10 protein-coding genes, 2 tRNA genes, 3 rRNA genes, 3 pseudogenes and 1 riboswitch are annotated in these 19,231 nt (G+C 42.5%); of the genes and pseudogenes, 9 read left to right on the top strand and 9 right to left on the bottom strand.

Annotated elements, in window-relative coordinates; translation table 11 throughout:
• Positions 1 to 2: 2 nt before the first annotated feature.
• The 4 genes and pseudogenes from A4V03_RS13295 to hdhA all read right to left on the bottom strand — a co-directional run bounded on the left by A4V03_RS13295 (position 3) and on the right by hdhA (position 3,993).
• On the bottom strand, positions 3 to 512 hold the full coding sequence (locus A4V03_RS13295; protein ID WP_065539236.1) for an acyl-CoA carboxylase biotin carboxyl carrier protein subunit: 510 nt from the start codon (positions 510 to 512) through the stop codon (positions 3 to 5).
• Between the two features lie 23 nt (positions 513 to 535).
• Positions 536 to 2,050 (bottom strand): acetyl-CoA carboxylase biotin carboxylase subunit, encoded by a 1,515-nt coding sequence (gene accC / locus A4V03_RS13290; RefSeq protein ID WP_065540420.1) that lies wholly within the window; start codon positions 2,048 to 2,050, stop codon positions 536 to 538.
• Between the two features lie 132 nt (positions 2,051 to 2,182).
• Positions 2,183 to 2,386: riboswitch (cobalamin riboswitch) on the bottom strand.
• A 328-nt stretch (positions 2,387 to 2,714) separates the two neighbouring features.
• Positions 2,715 to 3,053 (bottom strand): annotated as a pseudogene (locus A4V03_RS13285) (nicotinate phosphoribosyltransferase); the annotation flags it as partial.
• A 160-nt stretch (positions 3,054 to 3,213) separates the two neighbouring features.
• Positions 3,214 to 3,993 (bottom strand): 7alpha-hydroxysteroid dehydrogenase, encoded by a 780-nt coding sequence (hdhA, locus tag A4V03_RS13280; protein WP_065539235.1) that lies wholly within the window; start codon positions 3,991 to 3,993, stop codon positions 3,214 to 3,216.
• 725 nt (positions 3,994 to 4,718) lie between these two features.
• Between hdhA and A4V03_RS21775 the strand changes: the two are divergent.
• Positions 4,719 to 4,838: pseudogene (locus A4V03_RS21775) on the top strand (DUF6845 domain-containing protein); the annotation flags it as partial.
• 161 nt (positions 4,839 to 4,999) lie between these two features.
• Here A4V03_RS21775 and A4V03_RS13270 read toward each other — a convergent pair.
• The 5 genes and pseudogenes from A4V03_RS13270 to A4V03_RS13250 all read right to left on the bottom strand — a co-directional run.
• A pseudogene (locus tag A4V03_RS13270) lies at positions 5,000 to 5,318 on the bottom strand (AAA family ATPase); the annotation flags it as partial.
• A 202-nt stretch (positions 5,319 to 5,520) separates the two neighbouring features.
• The gene (locus tag A4V03_RS13265) at positions 5,521 to 6,231 is read right to left on the bottom strand and encodes a hypothetical protein (RefSeq protein WP_065539233.1); all 711 of its coding nucleotides are present in this window, start codon (positions 6,229 to 6,231) and stop codon (positions 5,521 to 5,523) included.
• 201 nt (positions 6,232 to 6,432) lie between these two features.
• Positions 6,433 to 7,497: a hypothetical protein gene (locus tag A4V03_RS13260; protein ID WP_065539232.1), complete on the bottom strand. Its 1,065-nt coding sequence runs from the start codon at positions 7,495 to 7,497 to the stop codon at positions 6,433 to 6,435.
• A 98-nt stretch (positions 7,498 to 7,595) separates the two neighbouring features.
• On the bottom strand, positions 7,596 to 8,702 hold the full coding sequence (locus tag A4V03_RS13255; RefSeq protein WP_065539231.1) for an AAA family ATPase: 1,107 nt from the start codon (positions 8,700 to 8,702) through the stop codon (positions 7,596 to 7,598).
• Between the two features lie 335 nt (positions 8,703 to 9,037).
• Positions 9,038 to 9,454: a hypothetical protein gene (locus A4V03_RS13250; RefSeq protein ID WP_084081153.1), complete on the bottom strand. Its 417-nt coding sequence runs from the start codon at positions 9,452 to 9,454 to the stop codon at positions 9,038 to 9,040.
• A 903-nt stretch (positions 9,455 to 10,357) separates the two neighbouring features.
• Here A4V03_RS13250 and A4V03_RS13235 point away from each other — a divergent pair.
• The 8 genes from A4V03_RS13235 to leuC all read left to right on the top strand — a co-directional run bounded on the left by A4V03_RS13235 (position 10,358) and on the right by leuC (position 19,214).
• Positions 10,358 to 11,886, top strand: a 16S ribosomal RNA gene (locus A4V03_RS13235).
• A gap of 162 nt (positions 11,887 to 12,048) precedes the next feature.
• Positions 12,049 to 12,122 (top strand) — tRNA-Ile (locus tag A4V03_RS13230).
• A 15-nt stretch (positions 12,123 to 12,137) separates the two neighbouring features.
• Positions 12,138 to 12,211, top strand: a tRNA-Ala gene (locus A4V03_RS13225).
• A 159-nt stretch (positions 12,212 to 12,370) separates the two neighbouring features.
• Positions 12,371 to 15,250: ribosomal RNA gene (locus A4V03_RS13220) — 23S ribosomal RNA — on the top strand.
• Between the two features lie 91 nt (positions 15,251 to 15,341).
• Positions 15,342 to 15,452, top strand: a 5S ribosomal RNA gene (rrf, locus tag A4V03_RS13215).
• The 16S, 23S and 5S rRNA genes sit together here with 2 tRNA genes alongside, the layout of an rRNA operon.
• A 127-nt stretch (positions 15,453 to 15,579) precedes the next feature.
• Positions 15,580 to 15,852, top strand: coding sequence for a hypothetical protein (locus tag A4V03_RS13210; RefSeq protein WP_065539228.1), 273 nt, complete (start codon positions 15,580 to 15,582; stop codon positions 15,850 to 15,852).
• Between the two features lie 401 nt (positions 15,853 to 16,253).
• On the top strand, positions 16,254 to 17,750 hold the full coding sequence (locus A4V03_RS13205; protein ID WP_065539227.1) for a 2-isopropylmalate synthase: 1,497 nt from the start codon (positions 16,254 to 16,256) through the stop codon (positions 17,748 to 17,750).
• 69 nt (positions 17,751 to 17,819) lie between these two features.
• Positions 17,820 to 19,214, top strand: a complete 1,395-nt coding sequence (gene leuC / locus A4V03_RS13200) for a 3-isopropylmalate dehydratase large subunit (protein ID WP_065539226.1) — start codon at positions 17,820 to 17,822, stop codon at positions 19,212 to 19,214.
• Positions 19,215 to 19,231: the final 17 nt, after the last annotated feature.

Here is a 19,231-nt window from a genome sequence, read left to right as displayed (position 1 = left end):
TATTATGCAATCGGTTCTAATGTTATTAACGTCTGGTCGCCGGTTATGTTATCACCTTCCTGAACCAGAATTTCTTTAATACGACAATCTGAAGTCACTTTGTAGTTGCTTTGCATCTTCATGGCTTCAATAACGATAGCGGTGTCTCCCGTCTTCATTTCCTGGCCGACTGCAACAGGTATTTTCACTACTTTGCCCGGCATCGGAGAAGTGATACAGTCATTCTGTTCTTCTTCCCCTTTCTTGCGCATACGCAGATATTTTGCCTGACTGTCCACGATTTCTACATTGAAACTGCTATAATGCGTATTCACTTTATAGCTTTTTCCGTTATCACGGCGAATCAGCTGTGCGTTCGAACTGCGTCCGTCCATCAAGATGTTGCAAGTGCCGTTTTCTGCCATCACTACGTCTGCTTCAAACGTTTTTCCATCAATGGTGAGCACTACCTTGTTATCTTCCTTGCTGACCAGTTCTATTTCGGCCACACGGTTTCCTATATGAATTTCCATAATTGAATTCTCTTTGTTAAAATTTAGATTCTCAACACACCCTTATGCAAACCGAACTCTTTCCACTTGCTGATAGGGCGGTTGTCGGCAGCCATACCGCTGTTGTTCTCTTCGAGATTCATCAAATAGTCTATATAAGCAGCGATCAGGGCAATATTTTCGGAATATTCGCTGGTGCGCGTAATCCGTTGTTGCAGAAACTCGCTGTTCTTGGCGATGAATCCTGTGTCATAATGACCTTCTACAAAATCGGGAGTATCCATGATGGCACGCAGATAACTGATGTTGTTTTTCACTCCGGTCAATTTATATTCATGAAGAACACGACGCATCCGCTCAATCGCATATTCGCGATTGGTAGCCCACACAATCAGTTTACCGATCATCGGGTCATAGTAGATCGGAATTTCATATCCTTCGTATACATAACTGTCAATACGCACACCGATACTGTTCGGCTCTGTAATCTGTTTGATGATACCCGGACTTGGCATGAAATTCATTTCAGTGTCTTCGGCGCAGATACGACATTCGATAGCATGTCCGCGTTGCTGGATATCTTCTTGTTTCAGTTGAAGCACTTGACCGTCGGCAACTTTAATTTGCTCTTTCACCAAATCTACTCCAATCACTTCTTCCGTAATCGGATGTTCCACCTGCAAGCGGGTGTTCATCTCAAGGAAATAATAGTTGCGGTGTTTGTCAACAAGGAATTCGATAGTACCCGCACCGATGTAGTTCACAGCTTTGGCTGCTGCTACCGCTTTTTCACCCATATCTTTTCGCAGTTCGGGAGTGACGAAAACCGAAGGAGTCTCTTCCACTATTTTTTGGTTACGGCGTTGCACGGAACATTCGCGTTCGCACAGGTGAATGACGTTTCCATGCTTGTCACCAAGAATCTGGAACTCGATGTGATGAGGTTCTTCAACAAACTTCTCCAGATAAACCGTGTCGTCGCCAAAGGAAGACAATGATTCGCTCTTGGCAGTGGTATATGCTTCTTCCACTTCTTCGGCACTATGGATGAGGCGCATACCTTTTCCACCACCGCCCATAGATGCCTTCAGCATCACCGGATAGCCTATTCTATTGCAAAGCTCTATGGCTTCTTCCACGCTTTTCAGGTTGTCTTGTGTGCCAGGAACTACGGGTACTCCCGCCTCAATCATTTTGATACGGGCGGCAATTTTATCTCCCATTGCTTCCATTGTTTCCGGATTGGGACCGATAAAGATGATTCCTTCTTCCTGACATCGATGGGCGAAGGTAGCATTCTCGGACAAGAAGCCGTAACCCGGATGAATGGCGTCTGCATGAGCTGCTTTTGCCACTTCGATGATCTTTTCTATATTCAGATAACTCTCTTTGGATGCTGCCGGCCCTACGCAATAAGCTTCGTCTGCATAAAGTACGTGTTTCGCGGTGCGGTCTGCTTCGGAGAAGATAGCGATACTCGTTATCTCCATTTCCCGGCAGGAACGCATCACCCTTACGGCAATTTCACCGCGATTGGCTACTAAGATTTTTTTTATCATACTTTTTTCAATTAAGTACATATTTATTAATGTCTTCCCGTCTAATGGACATACTCCACCCGACGAAAAACAGTATTTTTTTGATTTGGGGCTTAACAAGTGATACTCTTTCTCCTAATCCACGAGGAGAGGGGCGTCTTACACAAAATGGCAGGTCTTCTGACTGACTCTTGTCTTATTTGCCTTCCCGAATAACATCAGTGGCGTTAAATTAGTTCAATTATAAGACATTAAACAGAGTTTCACAGCAGCGGGACTGTCCGGGATTTACACCCGGTTCCCTATTAATCATCGTCCGTTGGATACGGATTCTGAACCATTTTGGGCGGCAAAGATAAATAATTATTGAATAGGATGTTCCTTTTTTGCACGAAAGTTTCGATTTTGTGCAATGCTTGTTCTTAGTCCGGAAGATAAAGTGATAGGAGCGAAGTATGATGCAGAGAAGTCTTTTGCTAAACCATCTTTCTCCTGATATGGTTAGGTTGATAGTTATTCGGTAGGACATATATGAAGGAAAAGCAGAAAGTATTTTCTATCGAGGTACTTCTGCTTTTCTTTTTATAGCCTTTCTGTTGTCTTGATTATTGATTCTTGTTCAACTTCAACTCATACAGGCAAGCCTGTACTTCTTCAAGACTGCCGGTATGTTTTCCTTCATCATATAAAGCAAGTCAGCCACTTCGATGTGGAGATGACAGGCTTCATCCAGATGAATATCAATCTTATTCGGGTCGAAACGAAAAGAAGACAACCACTCTCAGTAGACTCTCGGGAGGAATCTGCAATTCTTCGTCATGTATTCCAACTCCTCTTCCGTGAAGCTCAACTGACTAAAATTCTTGATCTCTGTCTTGAGTGTTTCCAGAAAAGCTTCGGTATATTTTGTTTCATTCCGGTCATTGAAACTAAAAGTACCTATTGCATAGGGGAACAGTTTGATATAAGCATACGAGGTGGTAAACTTATAGAGATCTGTATCTAGTAGTGTTTTAACAATCATGACGTTCTTTTTTTTATCTTCTATATTTCCATCCTTTTATATCTTTGTTATTAGTTGGGTACAAAGATAGGTATCAGTAACACACAGGAAAAGAATTTATTTTTTGTAATGGTTGCTAATAAAGATATATTCTTTTTACTAGTTATACGTCATCTGATCTTTATGATAGTGCAACTGTCGGATTATGAGCAGTCAGGCCGCCATCCACGACGATTGTTTGTCCGGTGATGTACCTTGCATCGTTCGAAGCCAGAAAAGCGATGGTGGCTGCGACGTCTTCCGGTTCTCCTAAATAAGGAGTGGCACATTGGCCGAGGAAGATGTTGCGTACATCTTCATGCAGGTTATTCAATGCCGCGGGGGTAAGTACCAATCCCGGGGCTACTGCGTTGCAACGGATATTTTTCTTTCCCATTTGGGTAGCGATGTATTTCGTCAGATTAATGACGCCCGCTTTGCTGGCACCATATAATGTACCGTTAGCATCAGCCGTAAGTCCACTTATGGAAGCTACGTTGACAATGTTTCCGCCGCCATTGGCAGTCATGATAGGAATGACCTGTTGAGAAAGGTACATGGTGCAGCAGAGGTTCAGGTGGAATGCCTCGTCAAAGTAATTGATATCCAGCTTCTCGATATTAAGGTCACGTTTGGGATCGGTTCCTCCTACATTATTAATTAATATATCTATTCGTTGATATTCATTCATAGAAAAATCAATCAGCTCTTTGCAACTCTGGAGTTCGGTGGCGGAGAAATAGACATGACGCACATCGGCCCCTGCATGAGTAAGTTCGTTGGCAAGCTGTTCTGCCTTTTTTTCAGAATGGTCAGCGATGACTACTTTGCCTCCTTCGGAGACAATGCGGCGTGTGGTTGCTTCGCCAATACCACTGGCAGCACCGGTGATGACAACTACTTTATTTTCGAATCTGTTCATATGTTGAGAATTTGTTGGTTACTTTCTATTAAGAACAGATGGCAGAGGTATTTGTTGACCCTTATAAACGCTCTTTAATAAAACAGGGTGCCCGATTGGAAAATATTTGCATTTCCTCCGTTTTTTTGCCTTGATTATTTAAGGAAACTGTTAAATGTTAATGTCCGGCTGCTTATTTGTTAATGCGGTTCAGATTCTATTAAACCATGTTATAAGATGCGTTGTATTGGGCTGAAAATTTGGAGATAACCGAAAAGTCCGTATCTTTGTACTGTGTTTTTCATAGTATTAGATTTAAGGTTAACAAAAGATTGGCTGTCTGGGATAGATAGCCTTTTTTTTATTCTTACTTATCCAAGAAGCAACTTATGTGAATGAATATGTTAAATGTTAACGCGTGAAGTCTGAAATGTTAATACGCTCCATGGAGTATTAAACCCTGTTATAATATCGTCTGTTTAGGCACTGAAATTTGCTATTTATCTGAAATATGGTACCTTTGTACTGTGTTTTTTTCATAAGTATTAGATTTAAGGTTAACAAAAGATTGGTTGCTCGTGATGAGTAGCCATTTTTTGTTTTTATACGCGTTGGTTGCTTATTCCTTAATCATCGTTAGCTGCATTTTAAATATCTCCACTACACTTCTCGAATATGCATTGTTTGTCTATAACAAAAAACGATTTTTATTGTTATAGTACGAAAGACTTAATAAACGAACCATTATGAAGAAGAATATTTTATTTTTTGGAGCACTTGTGGGTGCTCTCTTGTTGGTTTCTTGTTCGGGAGGAAACAAGAAACAGGCTGCGTCCTCTGTCAGTTCGGAGGAATTGGACAATAGCATTGGAATGTATTTAAAAACAATATCATCCTTGTTGTCACTTCTTTGTGGTTGTTCCCTCCCTATTATCCGAACAGTCTCCTGGAGTGGGGGATAGTGGTGAAATAATTTATCAATCTTCTTACGTCGTTCATAATCCGTACGTCCTCATTCTCGGATATTTCTTTCCCATTTATCCTCATTCTTTAATTTTGAAATAGATATGGACCATTTCATCCGGAGTGGAGAAACGAGACATGAGGTATTCAAAGGACTTTGCCCCTTTGAACACCAACTTCAATCTGCGTGCGACCATACTTTTTGCAGTTCTTGGAGGATCAGGCAGGAAGATGCTTTCCCCTGCTATTGCACTCAAAAGTGCAACAGACATGATATGTTGTTTTTCAAATAGTCCTTCACTTATCAATTCAATGAGTTTTGCAATGTACTCTTTTATTGCGAGTGGTTCTGTGAATAATGATTTTTCTTTGACTTTTCTCATTGGATAGTTATTTAAAAGCGTAGTACATTTTGCATGTATCGTCTTCTCTTGGAGATAATCTCCATCTGACATCACCAGCCATTTCCGCTGGAATGAGTTGATCTGCCAACTCGTTGATATAGTTCATTTCACTCATCCTGTGATTAACATGAAATCCTAGTTTGTTCGGAGTGAATTGGGAATGCACCCGTTACGATTATTTTCAGATAAATGAGATATCTTCTCCTTCTTCCTCTTCGGGATAGGTGGCGTAGTTCGACTTCATTTGTATCTCCATGTTGAAATCCCGCACCCATAGTAGGTCGAAGATGGAGAAATCGGTGTGCGAAACGAGATGGTGAACAGGATAGATGAGATACATATCCTTAGTTATTTCCATGTCGAGACCCTCATTCCAGTTATCCGGCTCTTCCTGCAAATAGAGCATTTGGTTCTCAGATTCCTGCTCTTTTCGGCTGTCATACACATAGCCTCCCATCAGCACTCCATCACTATAAAACTGGACGTAATCATCAATTGAACCATTAAGGATAGCCCATATTTTCTTTGCTCGCATAGTTTGCACGGGATGAAGTTTGGAATAACGATAACCGAGGAAACACTTGCCTATGGCTTGAATCTCGCCTGTCACATCGGCATTCATTACACCATGTGCAGCCTTGATAGTTTCATGACGCATTCGAATAAGTTGCTGCTTCATGGTTTCGTTGAAGTCTGAGAGCAACCGCTTGTAATTCTCATCCATCACAAACATATCGGCAAGGAGATTGCGACGCAATCCAATTAGCACACGCATCATCTCCAGTCCACTCGGTTTGTCAACACGGTGTCGTTCAATGTTTTCCTCCAGACCAATCATTTCATTCTCAACCTTCTTGATAGCAGGAGTGTCGAATATCTCTTGTACTGTCATATTATATTTGTTTTTGAATCGTATGCTGCATAATGTATGATGACTTGATTGCCTAATGAGGTATCAACTCCAATTCTTCATATCTGGATACATCTCTGTTATGAATTCCTTACCATAAATCCTCGTTTATTGATTTTATGGTGCAAAAAAAACAACAGCCTATGCCGAATATGGGCACAGGCTGCAAGAAGTGATGTGTTTTCAAGAATTCCAGTGATATATTTCAAGTTCTTTGAATAATTCTTGGATTTCCGTACGTACGTGTTCGATAATCTCAGAATCCGTGTTGCCAAAATCAATTAACCTTTTTCGTCCTAACCAATTCTTTTCGCTAATATATCCTCTATCTTCCAGCGTCTTTTTCACTTCGCTGTCGGAAGCTTTTGGTTGGGCAGTTTTTGATTTGCCTTCAAAAGCCTGTCGCACCTCAATATAACCTTCAGCAATGGTAATGCCGTATGCGGCATTTTCATTACTTTTCAGTCTTCTATTATTATCGTATCTACGGGTAGGAAAGTTTTCAAGTACAGCAGATTCAATGCTTTTCACTCTGCTGCGGCTTATAGTATTTCTTGGTATGTTCAATATGGCATTATCTGCATCTGTAGGATAAAAAGTTTCTTGCTTGAATCGCAAAAGTGTTAGCAAACCATTATGATAGTTCTTGCCAAAAGGAATTAGCCATTGTGGGTGATAATAGAAATTCTCATGGAATTTGCATGAAAGATAGTTACACCCTTCAAGTTTTATTGCTGCATCAAAAATAAGTTTTGCTCTTTCTCCATATTCTTTGCTGTAAGCCAAACTTCCGAACCCCAAATACACAGGAGCAATCAAATGATCAATATCATATTGAGTCATTTGTAGGGCATCATTGAATAGTGGTGGAATACCATATTTTTCCGCTTTTTGCTTGGCTTTTGTCAAATCAGCATCCTTTATGTAAAAGAGGTTGAATATCTGTATTACGCCAGATAGTTGGGCTGGATCGTCAAGCCCATATTTATAAGCAAAAAGACTAGCCACATATCTCATGGTAGGATCAATGGAGAATTCATACCAATTTAGTTCTTTGAATCTATAACGAGATAATCCTTCTAAGACTTCTGGTTTAGATACGGGGACTTCTTTGGTAAAAGTAGAAGATCCTGGATTTTTCATCACAATACTACCTATGCAATCCCAAGAATTTCCGAAGTGTAATAGTGTTCTCCAGCGAAATCCTTCCGTTTCATTGATTTTGAAAAAATGAGTATATACTTTCATAGTTATAGTAATAAATAATAATTCAACCGTTATTTGCGATGATTTTATTCTTCGTTATATTTTCCATTGCTTTAGCCTACATTTCGGGGGGGATTCGCTCAGAATCCTACCCGTTTTCTTCCTAAGGAGAAATCCATACCTTCGTAATTATAGATTTCGGCCAACGTCATGGGGTGTGTCTGTTGGGGGATATCCAGCCCTTCTTCCTTTATCAGTTGGTTTACTTTGTCTGTTGCCAGGTCTTTAAACTCGTACCGGGCAGCCAGACGTCCTTTTCTAAGCAAGGCTTCGTCGATATCTTTTAGTGGAGCGTTGAATGTGCAGATAAATTTGATACATAATTCATCACTTAATAGTCCGTCGCTGATATTCAATATGTTGACTAGTCCGACATTCATGCGGTTGCTTCCGTTGCGGCTTGATAATAGTTCTTCGCAATCTTCTACGATAAAGATCGAATTCTTTTGTTGGCGGATAAAAGTGATAAAGCTAGGATCTGAAAGTTTATCTACCAGGTCGCCGCTCATATAAATCATTCTCTTTTTCCCGAGATTGATGAGATGGCGGATATAAGTTGTTTTCCCCGTACCTTGTTTTCCATGCAGAATGATTAATCCGCTTTTATTCTCCTCTAATAAGAATTTTTCGATTTCGGCGGCTACGGGAACAAAATCATTGTTATAGTGGCGGTCAATCTGAATGGCGGGCTTATTGATTTGCGATTGTTTCAGGGTGAAATAGTTATGAATGTATGTTACTATAAATAGATTGTTCAGTTTCTCATTTTCCTTTTTGTGGTTTTCGCAAATCTGATTGATATGATCGATTTCTTCTTGGGCGATATTGGAATAGACAATCTTTATGCAATCATCAAAATAGCCAATCATTAAATTCCTTTTGCAGATAACGATGCAATCGTATAACTCTTTTGTAGATGTATTCTCTTCTTCCTCCTCCTCTTCCTCTTTTTCATTCTCAAAATGATTGCAATATATATGCTCGAATATATCGAACGCATCGTCTTGCTGATAAAGTTCTTTGATTTCTTTCAGGAAATCCTGGTTTACTTTATATTTCACCATTTTCATGGAAGGGAATCGTTTGAATATCTGATAGAATAGACTACTAATGCTACTGTCGCTGAACCAGCCTGTGGAGTAATCAAAAATATCCGTGAAATCTGCGAGTGTGTATTCTTTACTCATTTTTTTCTTTTATATAAGATAGAGTGACAAAGATACTAAATAAATCTATGATATGGACTTATCCGATTTATCATTTTCTTGAAAAAGATTAGTATGATAGTTTTCTATATTTATAACTTGAACTTAGGGATAAAGAATTTACCTCCAAATTTGACGAAGAACCCATTTCTGTCGAATTTTTATAAGCAAGTCTGTTGGAGGATCACTCTGCAATGATGATGATAGGATGGGAGGGAGGTATCAGGATGAAGCTGCAACTAATTGTGCTGATTTACTATATATCCATACCGTATTGATATAATCTCTTTATTTTCCAAGTTAATAATTATCTCTTTTTACTTACTTTCATAAGAAAAGATAAAATTCCTCTTTCTTAATTCTCCCCTAAATTCATTTTTCTTAATCCTCCCACAGGAATTATTTCCCTTTTTTGCCCTCATGCTCTCATATTTCCTCCCAATCCCTTTATTTATCGTGCTTTCCGCTATTAGGGCAAGTATGATAGCATAGTGAGGGCAGGCGTTTGCCCTCACTATGTGAATTTCCCTTTTTTGATTCAATCCATTGATTGATAATGATATATGTCGTTTTTGCACCTCTGCAAGCACTCCTCTGTTTTTGGGGCATTTCGCGTTTTTTTTATCGCTTGAATGCCTGATATATGCCTCAATTGCCGGCTTTTGCCAAGTATAGTTATATCGTATCCGCCCTCTTCCTTTTGCTTGTTTCCATATACCGTGTATTAGTCCCACATATTGTGGGAAATATTCCCGGGCGCTTGGGAAAAGTTTCCCTACTGCTTGGGAAAATATTCCCTATTAATTGGGAACAAATTCCCATAATATGCGGGAATACTTTCCCACAATATGTGGGACCACCGGAACTAACGGATCTCTTCAATCAACAATCCGTTGTCTTATCTACCTTTTTTCTCTTGTTTATCCCTTTCGCTCTATTCTTTTCATGTGTGCGATTCTTCGCATGCGCACGCGTGTACCCGCATGCAATATAATAATGTGCATTTCCTTTACCGCTTCCTATTCAATCCTTTTATGATAAAGAAAACATGTTCTACAACATCATTCTCTTTCAGCACTTTAGCAAAATCCTTCAAAAAAACTTCGAAAAAAGATCCTGATATATTTGGAGTATATGTGAAAAGGGCCTACTTTTGCACCCGCTTTCCAAGAGAAGAAAGCCTTGTAAGATTGACTTAGTGAAAAAGCGCGTCTTGGTCTTCAACATAAGAACAAAAAAACTTCGAAAAAGTTTTGGAGGATATAAAATAAAGTTCTTATCTTTGCAGTCCGATTCGTAAAGAAAGCGTCCTTTGTTTCTTTTCTTTTATACATTCTTTCCCTTTCGCAAAGAGAGCCTGAGAAATGAGTAAAAAGAAAAAATGAAAAAAAACTTCCGAAAAAGTTTGGCGGTTAAAAATAAAGCGCTTACCTTTGCACCCGCTTTTGAAACGAAAGCGACAAGTTCTTTGAAATATTGATAAACAATACAAGTAGTACAAGTAAAAAATAGAACCGTCAATACTTGTCTTAATGTAGCAATGCATTATGAGACACAGGTACTTGAAAAGAGTCAATGAATTTACGGCGTCCTGAACAGAGCAAAAGACATCCTAACGGATGATTAAAGATACTTTTACAATGAAGAGTTTGATCCTGGCTCAGGATGAACGCTAGCTACAGGCTTAACACATGCAAGTCGAGGGGCAGCATGGGAGTTTGCTTGCAAACTTCCGATGGCGACCGGCGCACGGGTGAGTAACACGTATCCAACCTGCCGATAACTCGGGGATAGCCTTTCGAAAGAAAGATTAATATCCGATAGGATATCAAGGTCGCATGATCTTGATATTAAAGAATTTCGGTTATCGATGGGGATGCGTTCCATTAGTTAGTTGGCGGGGTAACGGCCCACCAAGACGACGATGGATAGGGGTTCTGAGAGGAAGGTCCCCCACATTGGAACTGAGACACGGTCCAAACTCCTACGGGAGGCAGCAGTGAGGAATATTGGTCAATGGACGAGAGTCTGAACCAGCCAAGTAGCGTGAAGGATGACTGCCCTATGGGTTGTAAACTTCTTTTATATGGGAATAAAACAGGGTATGCATACCCTCTTGTATGTACCATATGAATAAGGATCGGCTAACTCCGTGCCAGCAGCCGCGGTAATACGGAGGATCCGAGCGTTATCCGGATTTATTGGGTTTAAAGGGAGCGTAGGTGGATTGTTAAGTCAGTTGTGAAAGTTTGCGGCTCAACCGTAAAATTGCAGTTGAAACTGGCAGTCTTGAGTACAGTAGAGGTGGGCGGAATTCGTGGTGTAGCGGTGAAATGCTTAGATATCACGAAGAACTCCGATTGCGAAGGCAGCTCACTGGACTGCAACTGACACTGATGCTCGAAAGTGTGGGTATCAAACAGGATTAGATACCCTGGTAGTCCACACAGTAAACGATGAATACTCGCTGTTTGCGATATACGGTAAGCGGCCAAGCGAAAGCATTAAGTATTCCACCTGGGGAGTACGCCGGCAACGGTGAAACTCAAAGGAATTGACGGGGGCCCGCACAAGCGGAGGAACATGTGGTTTAATTCGATGATACGCGAGGAACCTTACCCGGGCTTAAATTGCACCTGAATAACGTGGAGACATGTTAGCCGCAAGGCAGGTGTGAAGGTGCTGCATGGTTGTCGTCAGCTCGTGCCGTGAGGTGTCGGCTTAAGTGCCATAACGAGCGCAACCCTTATCTTTAGTTACTAACAGGTTCTGCTGAGGACTCTAGAGAGACTGCCGTCGTAAGATGTGAGGAAGGTGGGGATGACGTCAAATCAGCACGGCCCTTACGTCCGGGGCTACACACGTGTTACAATGGGGGGTACAGAAGGCAGCTACCTGGCGACAGGATGCTAATCCCCAAAACCTCTCTCAGTTCGGATCGAAGTCTGCAACCCGACTTCGTGAAGCTGGATTCGCTAGTAATCGCGCATCAGCCATGGCGCGGTGAATACGTTCCCGGGCCTTGTACACACCGCCCGTCAAGCCATGAAAGCCGGGGGTACCTGAAGTACGTAACCGCGAGGAGCGTCCTAGGGTAAAACTGGTAATTGGGGCTAAGTCGTAACAAGGTAGCCGTACCGGAAGGTGCGGCTGGAACACCTCCTTTCTGGAGAGATGCCGTAATGATGGCTTTTTCAAGGTTCTGTTTTTGTACTACTGGTACTTGTTTATTTATAAGATATAGATCAACCATCTATAGAAGTATAGATAGAGATAAACAAGAGAAACAAGAAGCCGAGTCTAACGCACAGGTAGACAAGGTTGAACTAGTCCTATAGCTCAGTTGGTTAGAGCGCTACACTGATAATGTAGAGGTCGGCAGTTCAACTCTGCCTGGGACTACTCCGAAACTCTTTTGGGGGATTAGCTCAGCTGGCTAGAGCATCTGCCTTGCACGCAGAGGGTCAACGGTTCGAATCCGTTATTCTCCACAGTCTCTGAAAAGAGAAACGATCTTTGACATGATGTACAAGAAGTAAAATAAAAAGTAAGAGCTAAAAGTATATATCAAACCGTACGTGTCCGGGTATGCAATATTGGCGGCCGGAAGCGATTCCACACCAATACCAATACACGGACAGAACGTTTGAAAGAAAGTAAGCAAGGGCGCATGGCGGATGCCTTGGCTCTCGGAGGCGATGAAGGACGTGATAAGCTGCGATAAGCTCCGGGGAGGTGCAAATAACCTTTGATCCGGAGATTTCCGAATGGGACAACCCGGTGTTCTGAAGGAACATCATCCATCCTAGATGGAGGCTAACGCAGGGAACTGAAACATCTTAGTACCTGCAGGAAAAGAAAATAATAATGATTCCCCTAGTAGTGGCGAGCGAACGGGGATTAGCCCAAACCAATGTTGTTACGGCAATATTGGGGTTGTAGGACCACGATGTCGCAAGAAGTTTAGTGAGAAGAACCCTTTGGAAAATTGGACCATAGACGGTGATAGTCCTGTATTCGAAGCTAAACGAAGCGTAGTGGTATCCTGAGTAGCGCGGGACACGAGGAATCTTGCGTGAATCTGCCGGGACCATCCGGTAAGGCTAAATACTCCCGAGAGACCGATAGCGAACCAGTACTGTGAAGGAAAGGTGAAAAGCACTTCGAACAGAAGAGTGAAATAGTCCCTGAAACCGTGCGCCTACAAGCGGTCGGAGCTTCGTAAGAAGTGACGGCGTGCCTTTTGCATAATGAACCTACGAGTTACTTTTTCCGGCAAGGTTAAGCATCTTGAGATGCGCAGCCGAAGCGAAAGCGAGTCTGAACAGGGCGCCCAGTCGGAAGGAGTAGACGCGAAACCAAGTGATCTACCCTTGGTCAGGTTGAAGGTTAGGTAACACTAACTGGAGGACCGAACCGATAAGCGTTGAAAAGCTTCCGGATGAACTGAGGGTGGGGGTGAAAGGCTAATCAAACTTGGAGATAGCTCGTACTCCCCGAAATGCATTTAGGTGCAGCCTCGGGAATTACTACTGTGAGGTAGAGCGACTGATAAGATGCGAGGGCTTCACCGCCTATCAAGTCTTGATAAACTCCGAATGCGCAGTAGTCCTATCCCGGGAGTGAGGGCATGGGTGCTAAGGTCCATGTCCTAAAGGAGAAGAATCCGGACCATCAGCTAAGGTCCCGAAATAATTGCTAAGTTGAACTAACGAAGTCAGATTGCTAAGACAGCTAGGATGTTGGCTTGGAAGCAGCCATTCATTTAAAGAGTGCGTAACAGCTCACTAGTCGAGGAGTTTGGCGTGGATAATAATCGGGCATGAAGCAATTTACCGAAGCTATGGGATGTGCAAACATCGGTAGGGGAGCATTCCACTCCGCGTCGAAGGTGAAGCGTGAGCTTTGCTGGAGCGTGTGGAAAAGCAAATGTAGGTATAAGTAACGATAAAGGGGGTGGGAAACCCCCTCGCCGAAAGACTAAGGTTTCCTGATCAACGCTAATCGGATCAGGGTTAGTCGGGTCCTAAGGCTCAGCCGAACGGTGATGCCGATGGCAGAACAGGTTAATATTCCTGTACTACCTTTCAGAGTGACGTGGAGACGGAGCAGTGACAGCGCCGCGGACTGACGGAATAGTCCGTTGAAGGGTGTAGATTTTGATCTTTGCAGGCAAATCCACAAAGAGAGTCGAACCTGATAGTATACCAATTCCTCCGGGAAACGGTAATAGCGCGTGTAAACATACTCCCAAGAAAATCCGCTAAACTTAATCTTTAAGGTACCCGTACCGCAAACGGACACACGTAGTCGGGTTGAATATACTAAGGCGCTTGAGTGATTCACGGTTAAGGAACTAGGCAAACTGACCCTGTAACTTCGGGATAAAGGGTCCCAACGAGAGTTGGGCGCAGAGAATAGGTCCAGGCAACTGTTTAACAAAAACACAGGGCTGTGCCAAATTGAAAGATCACGTATACAGCCTGACACCTGCCCGGTGCTGGAAGGTTAAGAGGAGATGTCATCGCAAGAGAAGCATTGAATTGAAGCCCCAGTAAACGGCGGCCGTAACTATAACGGTCCTAAGGTAGCGAAATTCCTTGTCGGGTAAGTTCCGACCTGCACGAATGGTGTAATGATCTGGACACTGTCTCAACCGTGAGCTCAGTGAAATTGTAGTATCGGTGAAGATGCCGATTACCCGCGATGGGACGAAAAGACCCCGTGAACCTTTACTATAGCTTAACATTGAATTTGGGTAATTGATGTGTAGGATAGGCCGGAGACTTCGAAGCAGGTACGCCAGTATTTGTGGAGTCGCTGTTGAAATACGGCCCTTTGATTATTTGAGTTCTAACTCTTGGATAAGAGGACACTGTTTGGTGGGTAGTTTGACTGGGGTGGTCGCCTCCAAAAGTGTAACGGAGGCTTCTAAAGGTGCCCTCAGGACGATTGGTAACCGTCCGCAGAGTGTAATGGCATAAGGGCGCTTGACTGGGAGACAGACAGGTCGATCAGGTAGGAAACTAGAGCATAGTGATCCGGTGTTTCCGCATGGAAGGGACATCGCTCAAAGGATAAAAGGTACTCCGGGGATAACAGGCTGATCCCTCCCAAGAGCTCATATCGACGGAGGGGTTTGGCACCTCGATGTCGGCTCGTCACATCCTGGGGCTGGAGAAGGTCCCAAGGGTTGGGCTGTTCGCCCATTAAAGTGGCACGCGAGCTGGGTTCAGAACGTCGTGAGACAGTTCGGTCTCTATCTATCGTGGGCGTATGAAATTTGCGTGGCTCTGACACTAGTACGAGAGGACCGTGTTGGACTGACCTCTGGTTTACCAGTTGTGCCGCCAGGTGCATCGCTGGGTATCTAAGTCGGGATTGGATAAGTGCTGAAAGCATCTAAGTACGAAGCCAGCCACAAGATTAGATTTCTTAGGGTCGTCAAAGACGATGACGTTGATAGGATGCAGGTGTAAAGGTGGTAACATCATAGCCGAGCATTACTAATTGCCCGTCCACTTTCTTTCAAATATGTACCGGTTGGGTATATACGTTTAGCGGATTATTCTTTTGAGAATAATACTTTATATTTTACTTTTCATCATGTCATAACCTTATTCAGGTGGTTATAGCACGAGGGTTCCACCTCTTCCCATTCCGAACAGAGAAGTTAAGCCTCGTCACGCCGATGGTACTGCGTAACAGTGGGAGAGTAGGTAGCCGCCGTTTTAAAGAAGAATCCCCTTGATTCAGGAATGAGTCAAGGGGATTTCGGTGTTTTGGAACTTTGCAAAAAATGTACTATATTTGCGACCGACAATTATTTTATTAAACGTTTAAAGCAAATTTGAAAGGTATGAAAACTAAATTATTTTTGGCTGCTGTAGCAGTAACATTTTCTTTTGCAATGATGTCTTGTGCTGGTAACAAAACTACTAACGCTGCTTCTGAAGGTGAAGAAACAACTGTAAAAACAGTAGAAGCTGTTGTTGAATCTGATTCTTGTTGTCAAGCTAAAGAATCTTGCTGCCAGGCTAAAGATTCTTGTGCTACTGCTTGCGACAAAAAAGCAGATTGCGATAAAAAAGCAGATTGCGCAGAAAAGAAAGAATGTTGCGATAAGAAGTAATCTATTGATTTAGAACAATAAAGAAGATGAGGGAGAGGATGTTGAAAACATTCTGCTCCCTCTTTTCGTTTAATGAAATATAGGTCTCTATTTGTGATATATTTTTGGTAAAAAGCGACTTTAACTTATGAAATGATATTATTTTCGATAAAAAAGTAACGTATTATTTGGTGGTAAAGAAATAATCCATATCTTTGCATCGTTAAAACTATAAAAGAGACAAGAAATGAACCAAATGTTTATACATATTCTACTATGCGGTATTATTATTCTACTATCAAAGGTTAGTGGAAGTGAGTGCTGCGCATAAATGTGTATAAATGAAAATATGTGAAAGCCTTTCTCACTTCCAAGTGTGAAAGGCTTTTTTAATGCTAATAATTATATAATATACATTGAATATGGACAATAGGTTATTTATTTTCGATACCACGTTAAGGGATGGAGAGCAAGTTCCGGGATGCCAGTTGAATACAGTAGAGAAGATTCAGGTAGCAAAGGCATTGGAAGCGTTGGGAGTAGACGTGATTGAAGCCGGATTCCCCATTTCGAGTCCGGGAGATTTTAATTCAGTGATTGAGATTTCAAAAGCGGTGACTTGGCCTACTATCTGTGCTTTGACACGTGCAGTTCAAAAAGATATTGATGTTGCTGTAGATGCACTGAGATTTGCTAAACATAAACGTATTCATACTGGTATCGGTACTTCTGATTCGCACATTAAATATAAATTCAATTCGAATCGTGAAGAGATTATCGAACGTGCGGTAGCTGCCGTGAAATACGCCCGCCGTTTTGTGGACGATGTAGAGTTTTATGCGGAAGACGCAGGTCGTACGGATAACGAATATTTGGCACGTGTGGTGGAAGCTGTTATCAAAGCAGGAGCTACCGTAGTGAATATTCCTGATACAACGGGTTATTGCTTACCTTCAGAATATGGTGCTAAGATAAAATACCTGATTGACCATGTAGACGGCATTGATAATGCCATACTTTCTACTCACTGTCACAACGACTTGGGTATGGCTACTGCCAATACGATATCCGGTGTTTTGAACGGCGCACGTCAGGTGGAAGTAACCATCAACGGTATCGGCGAACGTGCCGGAAATACTGCTCTCGAAGAAATCGCCATGATTATCAAGAGTCACCACGAAATAGATATTCAGACCAATATCAATACACAGAAGATTTATCCGACCAGCCGCATGGTATCCAGCCTGATGAATATGCCGGTACAGCCGAATAAAGCGATTGTCGGACGTAATGCTTTCGCACATTCTTCAGGTATCCATCAGGACGGTGTGTTGAAGAACGTGCAGACGTATGAGATTATTGATCCGCATGATGTGGGTATCGATGATAACTCTATCGTATTGACAGCCCGTAGCGGACGTGCTGCATTGAAAAATCGTCTTTCTATCTTGGGAGTTGATCTGGAACAGGAAAAGCTGGATAAGGTATATGATGAGTTCTTGAAGTTGGCTGATAAGAAAAAAGATATTAATGATGACGATATCTTAGTATTGGCGGGCGCAGACCGTAGCCAGAATCATCGCATCAAACTGGATTATTTGCAGGTGACGAGCGGTGTCGGCGTTCGTTCGGTAGCTAGTTTGGGAGTGAACATTGCCGGTGAGAAGTTTGAGGCTTGTGCCAGTGGTAACGGTCCGGTAGATGCAGCTATCAAAGCATTGAAGAAGATTGTAGAACGCCACATGATTTTGAAGGAGTTTACTATTCAGGCTATCAGCAAGGGAAGTGATGATGTAGGTAAAGTACACATGCAGGTAGAATACGATAACCAGATTTATTATGGTTTTGGAGCTAATACAGATATTATTGCTGCTTCCGTAGAAGCTTATATTGACTGTATTAACAAATTCAAATCATAAAAAAGAGACTGACAGTCGTATTGACATTTAAAATAGTAAATAGTAATTAGTAAAATAGTAAATAAACAGATGAATACATTATTTGATAAGATATGGGATGCCCACGTGGTCACTACTGTGGAAGATGGTCCTACACAGCTTTATATTGATCGCTTATATTGTCACGAAGTGACTAGTCCGCAAGCTTTTGCCGGATTGCGTGAACGTGGAATCGGAGTGTTGCGTCCGGAAAAGGTATTTTGTATGCCCGACCATAACACACCGACACACGATCAGGATAAGGAGATTGAAGATCCGATTTCTAAAATGCAGGTCGATACGTTGACTAAGAATGCGAAGGATTTTGGTTTGACACACTATGGTATGATGCATCCGAAGAATGGAATTATCCATGTGGTAGGTCCTGAACGTGGTTTGACTTTGCCGGGAATGACGATTGTCTGCGGTGACTCTCACACTTCTACTCACGGTGCGATGGGAGCAATCGCTTTCGGTATCGGAACAAGTGAAGTGGAAATGGTATTGGCTTCGCAATGTATTCTTCAGTCAAGACCGAAAACAATGCGTATCACCGTAGACGATGAATTGGGCAAAGGGGTGACTGCAAAAGATGTGGCTCTGTATATGATGTCCAAGATGACTACCAGCGGTGCTACCGGTTACTTCGTAGAATATGCGGGTTCTGCCATCCGCAATCTGACAATGGAGGGACGTCTTACCCTCTGTAACCTTTCTATCGAAATGGGTGCACGTGGTGGCATGGTTGCTCCGGACGAAGTGACTTTTGAATATATCAAGGGACGTGAAAGTGCTCCGCAAGGCGAAGCATGGAACAAGGCTTTGGCATATTGGAAGACATTGAAGAGTGATGACGATGCCGTATTCGACAAGGAAGTTCGTTTCGAAGCTGCTGATATTGAGCCGATGATTACTTACGGAACGAATCCGGGTATGGGCATGGGCATCACACAGCACATTCCTACGATGGAAGGAATGAGCGAAGTAGCACAGGTTTCATTCAAGAAATCAATGGACTACATGGGCTTCCAACCGGGTGAATCTTTGTTGGGTAAAAAGATTGATTATGTATTCCTCGGAGCGTGTACAAACGGTCGTATCGAAGATTTCCGTGCATTTGCTTCCATCGTGAAAGGTCGCAAGAAAGCGGAGAATGTAATTGCATGGCTGGTTCCGGGTTCATGGATGGTAGACGCACAGATCCGTAAGGAAGGAATCGACAAGATTTTGACAGAAGCCGGATTTGCTATTCGTCAGCCGGGATGTTCTGCTTGCCTGGCAATGAACGATGATAAGATTCCTGCCGGAAAATATTCGGTATCTACCAGCAACCGTAACTTTGAAGGACGTCAGGGACCTGGTGCACGCACCTTGTTGGCCAGTCCGTTGGTAGCCGCTGCTGCTGCGGTGACAGGTGTGATTACCGATCCAAGAGAACTGATGTAATTTCAATCGTAAATAGT

Origin of the sequence: Bacteroides caecimuris (assembly GCF_001688725.2) — a bacterium.
Taxonomy (GTDB): domain Bacteria; phylum Bacteroidota; class Bacteroidia; order Bacteroidales; family Bacteroidaceae; genus Bacteroides; species Bacteroides caecimuris.
This window is presented reverse-complemented; position numbering and strand designations above follow the sequence as displayed.